Annotated in this window: 17 protein-coding genes; 11 read left to right on the top strand and 6 right to left on the bottom strand. The window is 64.6% G+C overall.

Annotated elements, in window-relative coordinates; all coding sequences use genetic code 11:
- The first annotated feature begins 6 nt into the window (after positions 1–6).
- The 4 genes from ACO06O_RS16305 to ACO06O_RS16320 are packed head-to-tail and all read left to right on the top strand — an operon-like array spanning position 7 to position 2,706.
- A complete protein-coding gene (locus ACO06O_RS16305) occupies positions 7–930 on the top strand; it encodes a CAP domain-containing protein (protein WP_421882045.1) in 924 nt (307 codons plus the stop codon).
- Between the two features lie 44 nt (positions 931–974).
- Positions 975–1,418, top strand: a complete 444-nt coding sequence (locus ACO06O_RS16310; protein WP_421882048.1) for a DUF4399 domain-containing protein — start codon at positions 975–977, stop codon at positions 1,416–1,418.
- A 14-nt stretch (positions 1,419–1,432) separates the two neighbouring features.
- Positions 1,433–2,185 (top strand): HpcH/HpaI aldolase family protein, encoded by a 753-nt coding sequence (locus ACO06O_RS16315; RefSeq protein ID WP_421882050.1) that lies wholly within the window; start codon positions 1,433–1,435, stop codon positions 2,183–2,185.
- The gene (locus tag ACO06O_RS16320) at positions 2,182–2,706 is read left to right on the top strand and encodes a paraquat-inducible protein A (RefSeq protein ID WP_421882053.1); all 525 of its coding nucleotides are present in this window, start codon (positions 2,182–2,184) and stop codon (positions 2,704–2,706) included. The genes ACO06O_RS16315 and ACO06O_RS16320 overlap by 4 nt, the downstream gene beginning before the upstream one ends.
- On the opposite strand, the gene ACO06O_RS16325 is transcribed toward ACO06O_RS16320, so the two are convergent.
- The 3 genes from ACO06O_RS16325 to ACO06O_RS16335 form a co-directional block, all read right to left on the bottom strand.
- On the bottom strand, positions 2,695–3,300 hold the full coding sequence (locus tag ACO06O_RS16325) for a LysE family translocator (RefSeq protein WP_421882056.1): 606 nt from the start codon (positions 3,298–3,300) through the stop codon (positions 2,695–2,697). The two genes, ACO06O_RS16320 and ACO06O_RS16325, sit on opposite strands and share 12 nt — an antisense overlap.
- A 72-nt stretch (positions 3,301–3,372) precedes the next feature.
- Entirely contained in the window at positions 3,373–3,936 is a 564-nt protein-coding gene (locus ACO06O_RS16330) for a hypothetical protein (protein WP_420418633.1), read from the bottom strand.
- Positions 3,937–4,039: 103 nt separating this feature from the next.
- Positions 4,040–4,795, bottom strand: coding sequence for a 3-deoxy-manno-octulosonate cytidylyltransferase (locus tag ACO06O_RS16335; protein ID WP_421882060.1), 756 nt, complete (start codon positions 4,793–4,795; stop codon positions 4,040–4,042).
- A gap of 255 nt (positions 4,796–5,050) precedes the next feature.
- Between ACO06O_RS16335 and ACO06O_RS16340 the strand changes: the two genes are divergently transcribed.
- The 6 genes from ACO06O_RS16340 to ACO06O_RS16365 all read left to right on the top strand — a co-directional run bounded on the left by ACO06O_RS16340 (position 5,051) and on the right by ACO06O_RS16365 (position 12,320).
- Positions 5,051–5,611 carry a c-type cytochrome gene (locus tag ACO06O_RS16340; RefSeq protein WP_421882062.1) on the top strand — a complete coding sequence of 187 codons (561 nt, stop codon included), beginning with the start codon at positions 5,051–5,053 and terminating at the stop codon, positions 5,609–5,611.
- A 105-nt stretch (positions 5,612–5,716) separates the two neighbouring features.
- The gene (hisN, locus tag ACO06O_RS16345; RefSeq protein WP_421882065.1) at positions 5,717–6,508 is read left to right on the top strand and encodes a histidinol-phosphatase; all 792 of its coding nucleotides are present in this window, start codon (positions 5,717–5,719) and stop codon (positions 6,506–6,508) included.
- Between the two features lie 81 nt (positions 6,509–6,589).
- On the top strand, positions 6,590–8,473 hold the full coding sequence (locus ACO06O_RS16350; protein WP_421882067.1) for an extracellular solute-binding protein: 1,884 nt from the start codon (positions 6,590–6,592) through the stop codon (positions 8,471–8,473).
- A 39-nt stretch (positions 8,474–8,512) separates the two neighbouring features.
- Positions 8,513–9,589: a microcin C ABC transporter permease YejB gene (locus ACO06O_RS16355; protein ID WP_421882070.1), complete on the top strand. Its 1,077-nt coding sequence runs from the start codon at positions 8,513–8,515 to the stop codon at positions 9,587–9,589.
- 54 nt (positions 9,590–9,643) lie between these two features.
- Complete coding sequence (locus tag ACO06O_RS16360; protein ID WP_421883713.1) at positions 9,644–10,669, top strand: ABC transporter permease; 1,026 nt, start codon at positions 9,644–9,646, stop codon at positions 10,667–10,669.
- A 1-nt stretch (position 10,670) separates the two neighbouring features.
- The gene (locus tag ACO06O_RS16365) at positions 10,671–12,320 is read left to right on the top strand and encodes an ABC transporter ATP-binding protein (RefSeq protein WP_421882072.1); all 1,650 of its coding nucleotides are present in this window, start codon (positions 10,671–10,673) and stop codon (positions 12,318–12,320) included.
- An 18-nt stretch (positions 12,321–12,338) separates the two neighbouring features.
- On the opposite strand, the gene ACO06O_RS16370 is transcribed toward ACO06O_RS16365, so the two are convergent.
- Positions 12,339–12,659: a heavy metal-binding domain-containing protein gene (locus ACO06O_RS16370; RefSeq protein ID WP_421882075.1), complete on the bottom strand. Its 321-nt coding sequence runs from the start codon at positions 12,657–12,659 to the stop codon at positions 12,339–12,341.
- Positions 12,660–12,722: 63 nt separating this feature from the next.
- On the opposite strand from ACO06O_RS16370, the gene ACO06O_RS16375 reads away from it, so the two are divergent.
- Entirely contained in the window at positions 12,723–13,976 is a 1,254-nt protein-coding gene (locus tag ACO06O_RS16375) for an MFS transporter (protein ID WP_421882077.1), read from the top strand.
- On the opposite strand, the gene dapB is transcribed toward ACO06O_RS16375, so the two are convergent.
- Both dapB and ACO06O_RS16385 read right to left on the bottom strand, forming a co-directional pair.
- On the bottom strand, positions 13,973–14,788 hold the full coding sequence (dapB, locus tag ACO06O_RS16380) for a 4-hydroxy-tetrahydrodipicolinate reductase (protein WP_420418642.1): 816 nt from the start codon (positions 14,786–14,788) through the stop codon (positions 13,973–13,975). The two genes, ACO06O_RS16375 and dapB, sit on opposite strands and share 4 nt — an antisense overlap.
- A 75-nt stretch (positions 14,789–14,863) precedes the next feature.
- Entirely contained in the window at positions 14,864–15,700 is an 837-nt protein-coding gene (locus ACO06O_RS16385; protein ID WP_421882080.1) for a LysR family transcriptional regulator, read from the bottom strand.
- Positions 15,701–15,786 lie beyond the last annotated feature (86 nt).

The following is a 15,786-nucleotide window of genomic DNA, read 5'->3' on the forward strand; positions in this document are numbered from 1 at the left end:
GGGACGATGGCCCGGGTCGGCGGCACGACTTTCGGCGGGGCGATCTTCGCCCTGCTGACGGCGCTGTCGGTCCTGGCGCTGCCGGCACCAAGCCATGGCCAGGCAACGGATAAGCGGGACGAGACGGAATCCCGCCTGATCCAATTGATCAATGCGGCGCGGGCCGAACGCAGCCTGCCGCGCCTGAACTATGAACCCCGCCTGACACAGATCGCCCGCGAACTGACCCGGTCGATTTATGCGGGCCAGCGGCTGAACGCCCTGTCGGACGGGTTGGAGCGGCTGCTGCAGGACAAGGGCTATCCCAGCATCATGTTCGGCGGCCGCTATGCGACGACCGAGGGATCCGTCGGCGACATGCTGCGCGAATGGCTGGAAGAAGGCGGGCCGGACAGCATTTTGATCAATCCGAATGTCCAGGAAATCGGCGTCGCCTATCTGAACAGCGACGGATCGACCGTCCGGGGCATTCCAACCAACATCTGGGCCGTGGTCATCGCGGAGCCCGCCCGGCCCGCCGATGCCGATTGGCGCCGCCAGATATTGCGGCTGGTCAACCAGTTCCGCGCCGCGAACGGGCTTGGCGCGCTAAAGCCCAATGCCTTTCTGGATCGCGCCGCGATGGGCCATGCCCGCGACATGCTGGCCCGTGATTTCTTCAGCCATATCAATCCCAGTGGAATCGGGCCGGGCGACCGGGCAACGGCAGCGGGCTACAAGTATCTGCAGATCCTGGAGAACATCGCTATCGGCCAGCGCACCCCGCGTGAGGTCGTCAATGCCTGGGTCGCGTCCAAGGACGGGCACCGGGAGGCCATGCTGAACCCCTCGGTCACGGAACTGGGCATCGGCTATGTCTTCACGCCTTTCGACCCCGGCAGAATCATGTCGCGCCACTACTGGTCGATGAGCCTCGGCAGGCCCCAATAGGCGTGCTAGTCTCCCGCCGCAGCCACGGGACAGGAGATACAATCATGCGGCTATCCGCGATCGCCGCCGCATTTGCGGCCGTCATTATTCTGACCGGAGCCCTGATCGGACCGGGCCCTGCTGACGCGTCGCAGCCTCCGCCACCCGGCGCCCGGGTCTTCTTTGCCAATTTGAAGGACGGCGACACGGTGAAAAGCCCCTTCGTGGTCCAGTTCGGGGCGGAAGGCGTCAAGGTCGTCAAGGCGGGCATCACCCTTCCCGGAACCGGGCACCATCACCTGTTGATCGATCGCGAATTGACCGACGACGACAAGGGTTTCTCGATCCCCGCCGACGACAATCACCTGCATTTCGGCGGGGCGCAGACCGAGGTGGAGTTGTCGCTGCCGCCCGGCCAATACACATTGCAGCTTGTCTTCGGGGATGGCGATCATGTCCCCTATGAGCCAATGCTGACCTCCGAGAGAATCACTATAACCGTCGAGTAATAAGGGTATCTTCAATGAGCGCCGTTCAAACCCTGCGAGCCGGCGGATTTGCCGTCGGCACCATGATCATGACCGACAGCATGCTGACCGCCGAAATCGCCGCGCGGTCCGGCTTCGATTTCCTGTGTCTGGATCGCCAACACGGGCTGATCGACGATGCGCTGCTGTGGCGGCAGATCGCCGCCATTGGCGCGATCGGCAAGGCTTCACCCTGGGTTCGTGTGCCCTGGAACACCGCCGCTGACGCGATGCGCGCGCTGGACGGCGGGGCGACCGGGATCATCGCGCCGATGGTCAACAATCGGGACGAGGCCGAGGCACTGGTCCGCGCCTGCCGCTATCCGCCGGCGGGGGAACGCAGTTGGGGTCCGGTCCGCGCCGGCCTGGACGATCCCTTCGGCTATACCGAACGGGCCAATGACGAGACCTTCGTCGCCGCGATGATCGAAACCAAGGACGGTTACGAGAATCTGGAAGACATCGCCGCGACGGAACATCTGGATGCGCTTTTCGTCGGGCCGAACGATCTCAGCCTCGCCCTCGGTCACTGGCAGCCGGCCATGCCGACGGAAGATGGGGTGGTCGCGGCGCTGAAACGCATCGCCGAGGTCGCGCAGGCCCATGGTAAGATCGCCGGCATCCATTGCAGCGATGCGGCCATGGCGCGTGCGATGCGGGACTGGGGCTATCGCTTCGTCACCATCGCCGCCGATATCGCCTTTCTGCGCCAGGCCGCCGCCGCGACGGTCGACGACGCCCGGAAATGACCGGCGGCGGGTCCGAAACGAAACCTACCCTAAAACTGCGCCAGGCCGCGACCGGACTGTGGCGGCTGACCGGGCTTGTCTTTCTGATCGCCTTCGGCTGTTGGGCCGCGGGGATCGTGCTGCCGGTCCTGCATGTGACGGAACTCTTCGTGTTTGAGAACGACGTCTCCCTGCTGGGCGTGGTTCGGGGCCTGTTCGGCGAGGGCGAAATCTTCGTCGGCGTGCTGGTGCTTCTGTTCACGCTACTGCTGCCCCCGGCCAAGCTGCTGCTCGGCGCAGGCTTATGGCACCTGTCCTCGGTCGGGGGCGTCGGCGCACGGCGGGGTGTCGCGTTGTTGGATGCGATCGGCAAATGGGCGATGCTGGACGTACTAATCCTGGCCTTGATCGTCGTGATGCTGAAGTCGAACTGGCTGGCGGACGCACAGGCCGGAACGGGCCTTTATTTCTTTGCCGCTTCCGCGATCCTTTCGATGATCGCAGGGCACGGGCTGCGGCTGACCCTAAGGTCAGCTGCTTAGCGCAGAGATCACGACGGACAGAACCAGCAGAACGGCAAAGACGATATTGGCGACGCGCCCGGCCTTCGGATCGCGCAGAACTTTCGACAGCATCGTGCCGAAGATCAGCCAGGATCCGTTGGCGATGAAGATCATGCAGGCCAGGCCGCCGACCTTCGCGGCCGCATCGCCATAGGGGTCGCCTGGAATAAGGCTGTGCCCGGCATAGAGCGCGCCCAAGGCCGCAAAGGCTTTCGGATTGGCGACGGCCAGAAGGTAACCGCTGAGGAAGGAAGGGGCGCCGGCGGTATCGCCTTCGGCGCCGCCCTTCAGGATCGGTGCGGTGGCGATACGATAGGCGAGGTAGAGGATGTAGCCCGCCGCCAGCACTGTGATGACCGGGGCCAGCCCCGGTACCGACAGCAGCGCCGCCGTCAGGCCCGAGGCAACGATCAGCAGGACACTGAACGTCCCGGCGACAATGCCGAAATAGTATCGCAGCGCCCGTGCCGGTCCGAACGCGGCCCCCATCGCGGCAACGCTCAACACCGCAGGACCGGGGCTGAGCATCAATGGCACGGCGGATCCCCAGAGCTTAAGCAAATCGACAATCATCGGCCGGTTCCCTCGCTTTCAGAGCGAGAAAATCACGCGCGGCTGATATCGGTCTTGAACGTTCGTGCGGATTTACTGGGTGATCGTGACGACGCCGCCGCTACCGGTCGACAAGCCGGTGGCGCGTTCCGCCGTGCGCCCGGCCGGGGCGACGACGACATCGACCTCGACGCCATATTCCAGCGGCAGGACCCGGACGGTGGCGAAACGTTCGCCCTTCACATAGGTCAGGGAGGTCCGGCGCGACCGCACGATGGCGGTTTCAACCCAGCCGTATTCCGGCATGTTCCGGCGCATGAATTCGACCACCTGAACCGGCTGATTGGCGTCGCCGATCATCACGACCTGCCCGGTCCAGGCCAGATCGTCGCCGACGATGACCGTATCGCCCAGCACGACCTGCGACCCTGGCGGGACCGGCAGATCGGGGATGGTCAGCACATTGGGGGGCAGTTCGCCCTGCGGCGCGACGGCATTCGGATCATTGGGCGAAACCGCCTGAACGCCGGCGGTCGGGCCGCGCGCCACGGTGCCCCCGCCCAGATTGTTGACGCAGGCCGCCAGCAGCAGCAGACCGGCCGCGGATGCGCCCAGTCTCAGCATTCCGGTCGTGCGAATTCTCGTCGGTTGCGTCATGTCGCCATCGTCTTTTGGCGCGGCACCGCCGCGCACCTGTCCCACCACTCGACACTTGGCGGCGATTCGGGGGGCATCGGCAATGCGTTTCCCGCCGGAAACGTTATTTTTTCGCCAGAATTTCGCGGGCGCGCTCCAGATCCTCCGCCGTGTCGACCCCCAGCGGGACATCGTCGACCAATGCGACGTCGATTCGCATACCGGCCTCCAGCGCGCGAAGCTGTTCCAACCGCTCGCGCCGTTCCAAGATGCCGGGCGCCATCGTCACGAACCGATTCAGCGCGGCCCGGCGATAGGCGTAGAGCCCGATGTGATGATACAGCGGCCCGTCGCCCCAGGGCGCGGTCGCCCGGGTGAATGCCAGCGCGCGGGCGATGTGCAGATCGTCCGTCGACCCGCCGGAGAAACCGGCCAGAACTTTGACGACATTGGGGTTTTCCCGCTCTTCCAAACGCGTGATGACGGCGGCGATGGTCGCGATATCGACGTCCGGCCCCCGTTCCAGCGGCGCCAGCGCGGCGCGCACCGATCGGGGGTCTAGGGTCGGCAGGTCGCCCTGAACATTGACGATGACGTCGTGCCTTCCATCCGCATCCACCAGCCCCAGCGCCTCATGGATACGGTCCGACCCGGACGGATGGGCCGGATCCGTCGCGACGGCCGTATGGCCGAAATCGCGCACGGCGGTCACGATCTCCGCATCGCCGGCGGCGACCGCGACGGGGCCGATATCGGCCTCCAGCGCGCGTTCGACGCATTGAACGATCATCGGTTTTCCGGCGATCTCGGCCAGCGGCTTGTTCGGCAGTCGCGTCGACGCCAGTCGCGCGGGGATCAGCACGATCGGAGAGAGCGGCATGGAAACCTTTCCAATGCAAGGGGTTAGCGACCGGACGGCCGGGATCGGTGCGACCACCCGCCGCGAACCGGTAGCGTTGATTATCGGACCGGGACAGGATATATCGCAGGGCAGAGTTGGCAATCGGGTCGCGCCGGTTCGGGGGGATGGCACTTGGTACATGCTTTTTCCCGTCCGAACCCTTGTCGCGGACCCTTAGGAACACAGATTTCGGCGATTGGCCGGCGCAGGCCGGAACAGCCTCGGGGATGAGCCATGAAGAACGATCCGCTTCTCATCAATAAGATCGCCGCCGCGGTGCTGGTGGCCGGTTTGCTGGCAATGGTCACGAATGACCTGTCCGGCGCGCTGTTCCATGCCGAAGGCGAACAGGCGATCGACCAACAGGCCTTCGTCATCGCCGAGCCGGCCGAAGAAGGCACCGCCACCGCGATGGCCGACACGGATCAGGCCCCGGCGGGCCCGGCCGACATTCTGCCGATGCTGGCCAGCGCCGATGTGGCGAGCGGCGAAAAGGTGGCGAAGAAATGCGGCTCCTGCCACAGCTTCGACCAGGGCGGCCCGCATAAGGTCGGCCCGAACCTGTATGACATCGTCAACGCGTCGATCGGCGGCAAGGATTTCAACTATTCCGACGCGATGGCCAGTCATGGCGGCGCCTGGGATTTCGCGGCGCTGAATGAGTTCCTCTATGACCCGAAAGGCTATGTCGACGGCACGAAGATGAGCTTCAAGGGCATCAGCAAGGATCAGGACCGCGCCGATCTGATCGCCTATCTGCGGTCGCTGAGCGCCAATCCGGCCCCGCTGCCGTAATCGGCGCGTCACCGGAACACGTTATCAACGGGCGGCGGGTCATCCTGCCGCCCGTTTCTTATTGGCCCGTTTCCCAGCAACCTTGCGATATGCATGGAGCCCACGATGACCGACGCCCCCGCGCCCTGCCCTCAGGAATGGATCGATCTGGCCCACCGGCTGGCGGATATCGCACGGCCCATCGCGCGGCAGTATTTCCGCACGCCGCTGTCGATCATCGCCAAACAGGATGACAGTCCCGTCACAATCGCCGACCGGTCGATCGAAGCCGCAATGCGGGAGGAGATCGAAAAGACCTTCCCCGGCCACGGCATCCTGGGCGAGGAGCACGGTTCCGTTCGCCTGGACGCCGAGGCCGTCTGGGTTCTGGACCCGATCGACGGCACCAAGGCCTTCGTCACCGGCATGCCCAGCTTCGGCACGCTGATCGCCTGCTGCGTCGCCGGACGCCCGGTTCTGGGCATCATCGACCAGCCGATCCAGGAAGAACGCTGGCTGGGTGCCGCCGGACGGGTCAGCACCTATAACGGGGCGGAGATCGCCGTGGCCGGGCGCGAGACGCTGGCCGAATCCGTCCTCTATGCGACGGGCCCGGAAATGTTCGTCGGCACGCCGGAAGAGGCACGGTTCGCGCGGCTGCGCGATGCGATGCGCTTCACCCGCTACAGCGGCGATTGTTACGCCTATGGCCTGCTGGCGGCGGGGCATGTCGATCTGGTCGTCGAGGCACAGCTTCAACCCTATGATTATTGCGCCCTGGCCCCGGTGATCGAAGGCGCGGGCGGGACCATCACCGATTGGGACGGCAAGCCTCTGTCCATCGAATCGGACGGCCGGGTCGTCGCGGCGGGCAGCACGGCCCTGCACCGGGCAGCGCTGGAGTGTCTGTCGGCCTAACACGGCAACGGTTGCTCTTTCCCGCAAGAAGCCCAACTGTATGGGACCACAGAGCTTCACTGATCGGGAGAGACGCGACACATGACGCGCCGCCTTGCAGCCTGCCTCGCCGCCGCCGCACTGGCCTGTTCCGTCCAATTCGCCCCGTCGCCCGCCGCCGCGCAGGAAACCGTCCGCGCCCACGGATGGGCAATCAGCGGGGATTTGAAATACCCGCCCGGCTTTCCGCATTTCGATTATGTGAACCCTGACGCCCCAAAGGGCGGGACGATCACGCTGGGCGCCGGCGGCACCTATGATTCACTGAACCCCTTCATCATCAAGGGCACCTCCGCCATTGCCCGAATCGGGGCCGGCGGCGCGATCGCGGAAACCATGGTCTACGATACGCTGATGGCGTCGAACCTGGATGAATCCGGCGCGGAATACGGTTTGCTGGCGGAATGGATCGAGGTCGATTCCGACGCCGACGGCATCTTCACCGCCGTCCGGTTCCATCTGCGCGAGGAAGCGCGATTCCATGATGGCGAACCGGTCCGCGCCGACGATGTGGTCTGGACCTTCAACACGCTGATCGAACAAGGCGCGCCGCAATACCGCTTCTATTACGGCAATGTCGCCGAAGTCGTGGCCCTGGACGAGCGCACGGCGGAGTTCCGTCTGACGCCGGGCGAGAACCGCGAAATTCCGTTGATCCTGGGCCAGCTGCCGATCCTGCCGAAACATTACTGGCAGGACCGGGAGTTCAACGCGACCACGCTGGACCCGCCCCTGGCCGGCGGCCCCTACCGGATCGCCGACGTCAATGCCGGACAGTCGATCACGATCGAACGGGTGAAGGACTATTGGGCCAAAGACCTGCCGGTGAATGTCGGCCAGAACAATTATGACCGCATTCGCTACATCTTCTTCCGCGACCGGGTCGTCATGCTGGAAGCGCTGAAAGCCGGCGACATCGATTTCCGGGCCGAGAATTCCGCCAAGAACTGGGCCACCGCCTATGACGTGCCCGCCGTCGAGGACGGCCGGATCGTGCAGAAGGAGTTCGACCACGAACGCGGCACCGGCATGCAGGCCTTTGTGATGAACACAAGGCGCGAGATTTTCCAGGACCCCATCGTACGCGAGGCGATGACCTATCTGTGGGATTTCGAATGGGTCAATAAGACGATCATGTTCGACGCCTATACCCGGACCGACAGTTTCTATGAGAATTCGGAATTGGAAGCGACCGGCCTGCCGGGACCGAAGGAACTGGCGGTACTGGAACCGCTGCGCGACCGGATTCCCGAACGCGTCTTCACCCAGGACTACGAACCGCCGGTCACCGATGGGTCGGGCAACAGCCGGGAACCGCTGATGAAGGCGCTGGAACTGCTGCGCCAGGCGGGGTGGAATGTCGACGGCAACCGCAAGCTGGTGCATGCCGAAACCGGCAAACCCTTCGCCTTCGAAGTCCTGCTCTATTCCGACCTGCTGGTCCCGCATACCCAGGCGCTGAAGCGTGGTGTGGAACGTCTGGGCGGGTCGGTGGAGTTACGTGTGGTCGATGCCGCGCAGTATCAGAACCGCCTGCAAAGCTACGATTTCGACATGGTCGTATCCGGCTGGCCGCAATCCCTGTCGCCCGGGAACGAACAGCGCGAATTCTTTGGATCGGACGCCGCGGATCGGGAGGGCGGTCGCAATACCGCCGGCGTTCGCGATCCGGCGGTCGATATCCTGATCGAGGAACTGATCGCCTCGCCAGACCGCGAAACGCTGATCGCGCGCACCAAGGCACTGGACCGGGTGCTGCTGTGGAGCTTCTACGCCATCCCGATGTTCCATTCGAAGACCGACCGGTTCGCCTTCTGGAACCGTTTCGGATATCCGGAGAACCCGCCTATGATGGGGACCAACCCGAACATCTGGTGGATCGATCCCGAACTGGACGCGGCGCTCCAGCGCAAGGGACGGTCCTGACGGAACGGCGACGGGGAACCTGGGAAAGTCGGAGCGACAATGTACGCGTACATACTGCGACGCCTTCTGCTGATCGTCCCGACCTTGTTCGTCATCATGGTCGTCAATTTCGTGGTCATCCAGGCGGCGCCGGGCGGGCCGATCGATCAGATCATCGCCGAATTGCAGGGCTTCGCGCCAGGCGCGCTGGAACGGGTTTCCGGCTCTGCCGGCGATCCGGGAAGCGATGCCGGATCGTCCCGCGCGTCACGGGGCCTGCCGCCGGAGTTTCTGGCCGAATTGGAAAAGCAGTTCGGTTTCGACAAACCGGCGCATGAACGCTTCGCGATGATGATGGTCGATTACCTGACCTTCGATTTCGGCACGTCCTATTTCACCGACCGCACCGTCATCGACCTGATCAAGGAGAAACTGCCGGTTTCGATCTCGCTGGGGCTCTGGACCACGGTCATCACCTATCTGGTCGCGATCCCGCTGGGCATCCGCAAGGCGGTTCGGGAGGGCAGCCGGTTCGACGTCTGGACATCGGGAATCCTGTTCGCCGGCTACGCCATCCCCAACTTCCTGTTCGCGGTTCTGCTTATCATCCTGTTCGCGGGCGGCCAGTTCCTCGACTGGTTCCCCCTGCGCGGCCTGGTATCCGAGAATTTCGCCCAGATGAGCTTCTGGGAGAAAGTCGTCGACTATTTCTGGCACCTCGCACTGCCGCTGACGGCCCTGATCGTCGGGGCTTTCACGACTCTGACCATGCTGACCAAGAACTCCTTCCTGGACGAGATCAACAAGCAGTATGTGGTCACCGCGCGCCAGAAAGGCCTGGGCGAACGCCAGGTCCTCTACGGTCATGTCTTCCGCAACGCCATGCTGATCGTCATCGCCGGTTTCCCCAGCGCCTTCATCTCCATCCTGTTCACCTCGTCCCTGTTCGTGGAGGTGATCTTCTCCCTCGACGGGCTCGGCGCCCTGGGATTCGAAGCAGCACTGAACCGCGACTATCCGGTCATGTTCGCGACCCTCTACATCTTCACCCTTCTGGGACTGGTCATGGGACTGATCGGCGATCTGATGTATGTCGCGGTCGATCCCCGCATCGATTTCGACGCGCGGGAGGGTTAGGCGGTGGTATCGGAGGCCCGTACGCATACGCACTTGCGCGACCGGTTCCTGGGCATGACGGTCACGCCGATCACCCGGCGCCGGATCGAGCGTTTCCGCCTGAACCGGCGGGCCTATTGGTCTCTCATTGTCTTCCTGATCCTGTTCGTCCTGTCGCTCTTCGCGGAGTTCATCGCCAACGACAAGCCGATCCTGGTCCGGTATGACGGCAATTTCTATTTCCCGGTGGTCGAAAGCGTCCCCGAAACGACATATGGCGGCTTCTTCCCCTCCGAAGCGGTCTATAGCGACCCGGCGGTGCAGGATCTGATCCGCGAAAAGGGCTGGTTCCTGATGCCGCCCATCCCCTATGGCAACAATACCCCGGCCTATGACCTGGACCGCGCCGCGCCGACCCCGCCGGATTGGAACCACTGGCTGGGCACCGATGACGAGGCGCGCGACGTGGTGGCGCGGCTGATCTACGGGTTCCGAATATCCGTCCTGTTCGGCCTGGCCTTGACCCTGGTCAGTTCCGCAATCGGCGTCACGATCGGTCTGATCCAGGGCTATTTCGGCGGGCTGATCGACCTGATCGGCCAGCGCGGGATCGAAATCTGGACCAGCCTGCCGACGCTCTACATCCTGATCATTCTCGCCTCCATCGTACAGCCGAACTTCTGGTGGTTGCTGCTGTTGATGATGATCTTCTCCTGGCCGGCGCTGGTCGGACTGGTCCGGGCGGAAACGCTGCGGGCCCGCAATTTCGATTATGTCCGGGCGTCCAAGGCGCTGGGCGTCGGCAATGCGACGATCATGCGCCGCCATGTCCTGCCCAACGCCATGGTGGCGACGATCACCTTCCTGCCCTTCATCACCACCGGTTCGGTCACGACGCTGACCGGGCTGGATTTCCTGGGTTTCGGCCTGCCGCCGGGATCGGCCTCGCTGGGCGAGTTGATGAAACAGGGCAAGGAGAACCTGCAGGCGCCCTGGCTCGCCTTGACCGGCTTCTTCACAATCGGGATCATGCTGACCCTGCTGGTCTTCATCGGCGAGGGCGTACGCGACGCCTTCGATCCCAGAAAGAGCGTGACCTGATTTGTCCGATACACCCCCCGCCAAAGACGCCCCGATCCTGACCGTCGACGACCTGTCGGTGTCCTTCGACCTGCCCGGCGGCCCGGTCGAGGCGGTGAGGCATGTCGGCTTCACCCTGTCGCGCGGCGAGACCCTGGCCCTGGTCGGCGAGAGCGGGTCGGGCAAGTCCGTCACCGCCCTGTCGGTCCTGCAATTGCTGCCTTATCCCACCGCCTTCCATCCCAACGGGTCGATCCGGTACGAGGGGCAGGAACTGGTCGGTGCGAAGGAAGGTGTGCTGCAGAAGGTCCGCGGCAACGACATCGCGATGATCTTCCAGGAACCGATGACCAGCCTGAACCCGCTGCATACTGTCGAAAAGCAGGTCGCGGAGGCCCTGATCATCCATAAGGGGATGAGCCGAAGCGAAGCCCGCCCGCGTGTCCTGGACCTGTTGTCGAAGGTGGGCATCCGCGACGCCGAAAGCCGGTTGAACGCCTATCCGCACGAACTGTCCGGCGGCCAACGCCAACGCGTGATGATCGCCATGGCTTTGGCCAACGAGCCGGACCTACTGATCGCCGACGAGCCGACCACCGCCCTGGACGTCACCATCCAGGCTCAGATCCTGAAACTGCTGAAGGATCTGCAGCGGGAAACCGGCATGGCGATGCTGTTCATCACCCATGACCTGGGCATCGTCCGGCGCTTTGCCGACCGGGTCTGTGTCATGCGCCGGGGCGAAATCGTCGAAAGCGGCAGGACGGCGGATATCTTCGACAATCCGGGCCACGACTACACCAGGGCGCTGCTGGCGGCCCAGCCCAGCGGCCGCAAGGAACCGGTGGCCGACGGCGCGCCGCTGGTCCTGCGCGGCGACGGGGTGAAGGTCTGGTTCCCGATCAAGAAGGGATTGTTGCGCCGGACCGTCGACCATATCCGCGCCGTCGACGGCATCGACGTCACGGTCCGCGAGGGGCAGACGGTCGGCGTGGTCGGCGAAAGCGGCTCCGGCAAGACGACGCTGGCCATGGCCCTGCTGCGCCTGATCGGATCCCAGGGCGGAATCGAGTTCGAAGACAAATCGATCGCCGAGTTAAGCGGCAAGGAATTGCGGGCGCTGCGCCGGCGCATGCAGGTCGTCTTCCAGGATCCCTATGGCAGCCTGAGCCCGCGCATGTCGGTCGGCGAGATCGTCGCGGAAGGGCTGGAAGTCCACCGGATCGGCGAGAATGCGGCGGAGCGCGACCGGATGGTCGTCGATGTCCTGCGCGAGGTCGGCCTGGATCCCGAAAGCCGCCACCGCTATCCGCATGAATTCTCCGGCGGCCAGCGTCAGCGTATCGCCATCGCGCGCGCCCTGATCCTGAAACCGCGCTTCGTCGTGTTGGACGAGCCGACTTCGGCCCTCGACATGTCGGTCCAGGCACAGATCGTCGATCTGCTGCGCGACCTGCAGCGGAAGCACAAGCTGGCCTATCTGTTCATCAGCCACGACCTAAAGGTCGTGCGCGCCATGGCCGACACGGTGATCGTCATGCGCGACGGCAAGGTCGTGGAAACCGGCCCGGCCGACCAAATTTTCGACAGCCCGTCCGATCCCTACACCAAGGCGCTGCTGGCCGCCGCCCTGGATTTGAAGGCGGATGAAAGCGGTGTGGTGGCGATGTAGGGGGGACGGGCCCGCCGTTCAGCTCAGCGTGACGGCGGTTCCGTTGGCGACGACCATCAACATGCCGTTTTCCTTGCCCAGAACCTCGTAATCCAGATCGACGGCGACGATGGCGTCGGCGCCCAGATCTTCGGCCTGGCGCTGCAGATCCTCCAGCGCCGCTTCCTTGGCGTCGCGCAGCACCTTTTCATAGGAACCGGAACGGCCGCCGACGACGTCGCGGATACTGGCGAAAAGATCGCGGAAGATGTTCGCCCCGATGATCGCCTCCCCGCTGACGATGCCTTTATAGCCGGTGATCTGTCGGCCTTCGACGGAATCGGTTGTGGTGACGATCATGGTGGGACGCTCCCTTCAAAGTGTGTTAAGCCGACGCACAAACTAACGGGAGATCATTGCAAAATGAACCGAAAAGCCGTCCTCGGCTGGTGTCTGTACGATTGGGCGAATTCCGCCTTCCCGACGCTGATCTCCACCTTCGTTTTCGCGACCTATTTCACCCAGGCCGTGGCGGAAAATCCGGAAAAAGGTGCGTCCCAATGGGGCTATGCGACCTCCGCAGCCGCGCTGGCGATTGCGGTATTGGCACCGGTTTTAGGCGCCATCGCGGACCGGGCGGGCCCGCGCAAGCCCTGGCTGCTGGCGCTGACCCTATGTGGAGCCGGGGCAACGGCGGCGCTGTGGATCGCAACACCCGATCCGTCGGCGGTACAGTCGGCCCTTACGCTTATGGTGCTGGGCACGATCTGTTTCGAACTGGGCATGGTGTTCTACAACGCCATGCTACCGGAGATCGCGCCGGAAAACATGACCGGGCGCGTGTCCGGCTGGGGCTGGGGTCTGGGCTATGGCGGGGGGCTTGCCGCACTGGTGCTCTGCCTCGTGCTGTTCGTACAGCCCGACCCCGCGCTTTTCGGCCTGGACAAGGAAACCAGCGAGCATATCCGCGCCATCCCGGTTCTGGCCGGGCTCTGGATGGCGGTCTTCGCCCTGCCGATCTTCCTGTGGACGCCGGACCGGCCGGGAAATGCGGGCGTTGGCTATGGCGAAGCGGTGCGCGACGGGTTGCGGACGCTCTGGAAAACCCTGCGGACGATTCGACAATACGGCACGGTTCTGCGCTTCCTGATCGCGCGGATGCTCTATATCGACGGGTTGAACACGCTATTCGCCTTTGGTGGCATCTTTGCCGCCGCCGCATTCGGCATGACCGGGGAAGAGGTGCTACTGTTCGGCATCTCGCTGAACGTCACCGCCGGGATCGGCGCGGCGGCTTTCGCCTTCCTGGACGACCGCTGGGGGCCGAAACCGGTCATCGCGATTTCCGTCGGCGCCATCGCCTTGATCGGGCTCGCCATGCTGGTGGTGGAGGACAAGGCCGTGTTCTGGGGGCTGGGCCTCGGCATCGGCCTGTTCCTGGGCCCGTCCCAGGCCGCCAGCCGGTCGCTGATGGCGCGCATCGCGCCTGAGGCACTGCGCACGGAGTTCTTCGGCCTCTATGCCCTGTCCGGCAAGGCGACGGCCTTCCTCGGTCCGGCGCTGCTGGCCTTCGTCATCGACCAGACCGCCAGCCAGCGCCTCGGCATGGCGACGATCCTGCCCTTCCTGGCGGTTGGGCTACTGTTGCTCTGGGGCGTGAAGGTGAAGCGGGCCTAGTCCAGACCTAGCACGTCGCGCATCGTGTAAAGACCGAAGGGCTGCTTGCGGGCCCAGCGGGCGGCGCGGACGGCGCCGGCGGCGAAAATCTTGCGGTCGCTCGCCTTGTGGCCGATCTCGATCCGCTCCCCATCGCCGGCGAAGATCACCGTGTGCTCGCCGACGACATCGCCACCGCGCAAGGTGGCATAGCCGATCTTGCCCGCCGGACGCGCGCCGGTATGGCCTTCGCGCGACAGGACAGCGGCCTCGTCATGGGCGACATCGCGGCCCTTGGCGGCCGCCTTGCCCAGGCCCAGCGCGGTGCCGGACGGGGCGTCGACCTTGTGACGGTGATGCATCTCGACAATCTCGATATCGTAATCGTCGCCCAGCACCGCCGCGACCTTCTCGGTCAGGGCCAGCAGCAGATTGACGCCGACCGACATGTTCGGGGCATACACGACCTGGCAATGACGCGCCGCCAGTTTCAAAGCGGCCTCGTCATCCTTGGTCATGCCCGTCGTGCCGACGATATGGGCGGCATTCGCCTGGGCGCACAGCCGCGCATGCTCCACCGTCGCGTCCGGCGTGGTGAAATCGATCACGGCATGGGCGCGGGCGATGACCGGGGCCGGATCGTCCTCGATATGGACGCCCAGCGATTTGACGCCGGCCAGCGCGCCGACATCCTCGCCGATATGCGGCGCGCGCTCGCGGCCCGTCGCGCCGGAGACGCGGCAGCCATCGGTCATCGTGACCTCGCGGACGAGCATCTGCCCCATCCGGCCGGCGGCCCCCATGATCGCGATATTGAGCGTGTAGTCCGACATTCGTTGCCCCTGCTGACACTGATTCCGTTGACGACGGTCGTCCCTATGGGTTTAGACGGAATAGCCCCGCCGGGGTCAAGCGAAGTTTCCGCGGCGCAGGGCGGCAATCAGCCAATCGGCCACCGCCGAGACCGACGCGCGCGTGCGCGACCGGGCATGGATCAGCATCCAGATCTCGCGTTCCAAAACCGGCGGCCCGTCCACCGCGATCCCCGGCAATCCCGCGGCCAGGGGTGCGGGCAGAAGGGTCCGGCCGATACCGGCCTGGACCGCAGCGATGGCGGTTTCCAGATCCGCGACTTTCAACCCGCCCGGCGCCGGACCGGCCTGCGCGGCGATCCAAACCGCCTGCGGCAAATGACCCGCCGCCGCGTCATAGGCGATCCAGGGAAGGGTTTCGGCGACCCTATCGGCGGGGCGGCAGGGTACGAAATCGACGCGGCCGACGCGTCTGGTCAGGGCGCCCGAATCCGCGTCGGGCCGGGCGAAGCGCAGGGCGATATCCGCCTCGCGCCGGGTCACGCTGATGTTCTGGGAATCGGGCAGAAGCGACAGGGCAATCCCTGGGTAAGTATTTCCAAATTCGCTATAATTCGGCACCAGCACCCGTTGGGTCAACCACGGCACGGCGGTCACCCGCACCGCGCCCTGCGGCGATTCCGGCGTGTCGGGATAGCAGGCGTCCTCAACCGCGATTTCCATATCCGCCGCGCGATTCAAGACGTCCGCGCCGCGGATTGTCGGTATGAAGCGGCCGTCGGCGCGGTCGAAGACGGCATGGCCCAGCGCCGCCTCTGCCGCGGCCAGACGGCGGGCGACGGTGGTCTGATCCACACCGAGACGCCGCGCCGCCCCGGACAGCGATTCGGCCCTCGCAAGGGCCAATAGGAAACGGAAATGATCCCAATTCATGCCCAAAACATACTCCAAAGCCCTGCATTTTTGCAGGGGAAACGGAGAAATTGCGGATTTATGCAGGACCCATCGGGTCTCAATCT

It is taken from the genome of Pacificispira sp. (genome assembly GCF_965228185.1).
Lineage (GTDB): Bacteria > Pseudomonadota > Alphaproteobacteria > UBA8366 > Aestuariispiraceae > Pacificispira.

What these genes read in the sequence shown, in the direction of transcription:
- ACO06O_RS16335 (WP_421882060.1), bottom strand. Translation starts at nt 4,795, where the DNA reads ATGCCGCTCTCTCCGATCGTGCTGATCCCCGCGCGACTGGCGTCGACG.
- ACO06O_RS16340 (WP_421882062.1), top strand. Translation starts at nt 5,051, where the DNA reads ATGAAGAACGATCCGCTTCTCATCAATAAGATCGCCGCCGCGGTGCTG.
- ACO06O_RS16310 (WP_421882048.1), top strand. Translation starts at nt 975, where the DNA reads ATGCGGCTATCCGCGATCGCCGCCGCATTTGCGGCCGTCATTATTCTG.
- ACO06O_RS16320 (WP_421882053.1), top strand. Translation starts at nt 2,182, where the DNA reads ATGACCGGCGGCGGGTCCGAAACGAAACCTACCCTAAAACTGCGCCAG.
- ACO06O_RS16350 (WP_421882067.1), top strand. Translation starts at nt 6,590, where the DNA reads ATGACGCGCCGCCTTGCAGCCTGCCTCGCCGCCGCCGCACTGGCCTGT.
- ACO06O_RS16305 (WP_421882045.1), top strand. Translation starts at nt 7, where the DNA reads ATGGCCCGGGTCGGCGGCACGACTTTCGGCGGGGCGATCTTCGCCCTG.
- hisN (WP_421882065.1), top strand. Translation starts at nt 5,717, where the DNA reads ATGACCGACGCCCCCGCGCCCTGCCCTCAGGAATGGATCGATCTGGCC.
- ACO06O_RS16370 (WP_421882075.1), bottom strand. Translation starts at nt 12,659, where the DNA reads ATGATCGTCACCACAACCGATTCCGTCGAAGGCCGACAGATCACCGGC.
- ACO06O_RS16360 (WP_421883713.1), top strand. Translation starts at nt 9,644, where the DNA reads ATGACGGTCACGCCGATCACCCGGCGCCGGATCGAGCGTTTCCGCCTG.
- ACO06O_RS16375 (WP_421882077.1), top strand. Translation starts at nt 12,723, where the DNA reads ATGAACCGAAAAGCCGTCCTCGGCTGGTGTCTGTACGATTGGGCGAAT.
- ACO06O_RS16355 (WP_421882070.1), top strand. Translation starts at nt 8,513, where the DNA reads ATGTACGCGTACATACTGCGACGCCTTCTGCTGATCGTCCCGACCTTG.
- ACO06O_RS16325 (WP_421882056.1), bottom strand. Translation starts at nt 3,300, where the DNA reads ATGATTGTCGATTTGCTTAAGCTCTGGGGATCCGCCGTGCCATTGATG.
- ACO06O_RS16330 (WP_420418633.1), bottom strand. Translation starts at nt 3,936, where the DNA reads ATGACGCAACCGACGAGAATTCGCACGACCGGAATGCTGAGACTGGGC.
- dapB (WP_420418642.1), bottom strand. Translation starts at nt 14,788, where the DNA reads ATGTCGGACTACACGCTCAATATCGCGATCATGGGGGCCGCCGGCCGG.
- ACO06O_RS16385 (WP_421882080.1), bottom strand. Translation starts at nt 15,700, where the DNA reads ATGAATTGGGATCATTTCCGTTTCCTATTGGCCCTTGCGAGGGCCGAA.
- ACO06O_RS16315 (WP_421882050.1), top strand. Translation starts at nt 1,433, where the DNA reads ATGAGCGCCGTTCAAACCCTGCGAGCCGGCGGATTTGCCGTCGGCACC.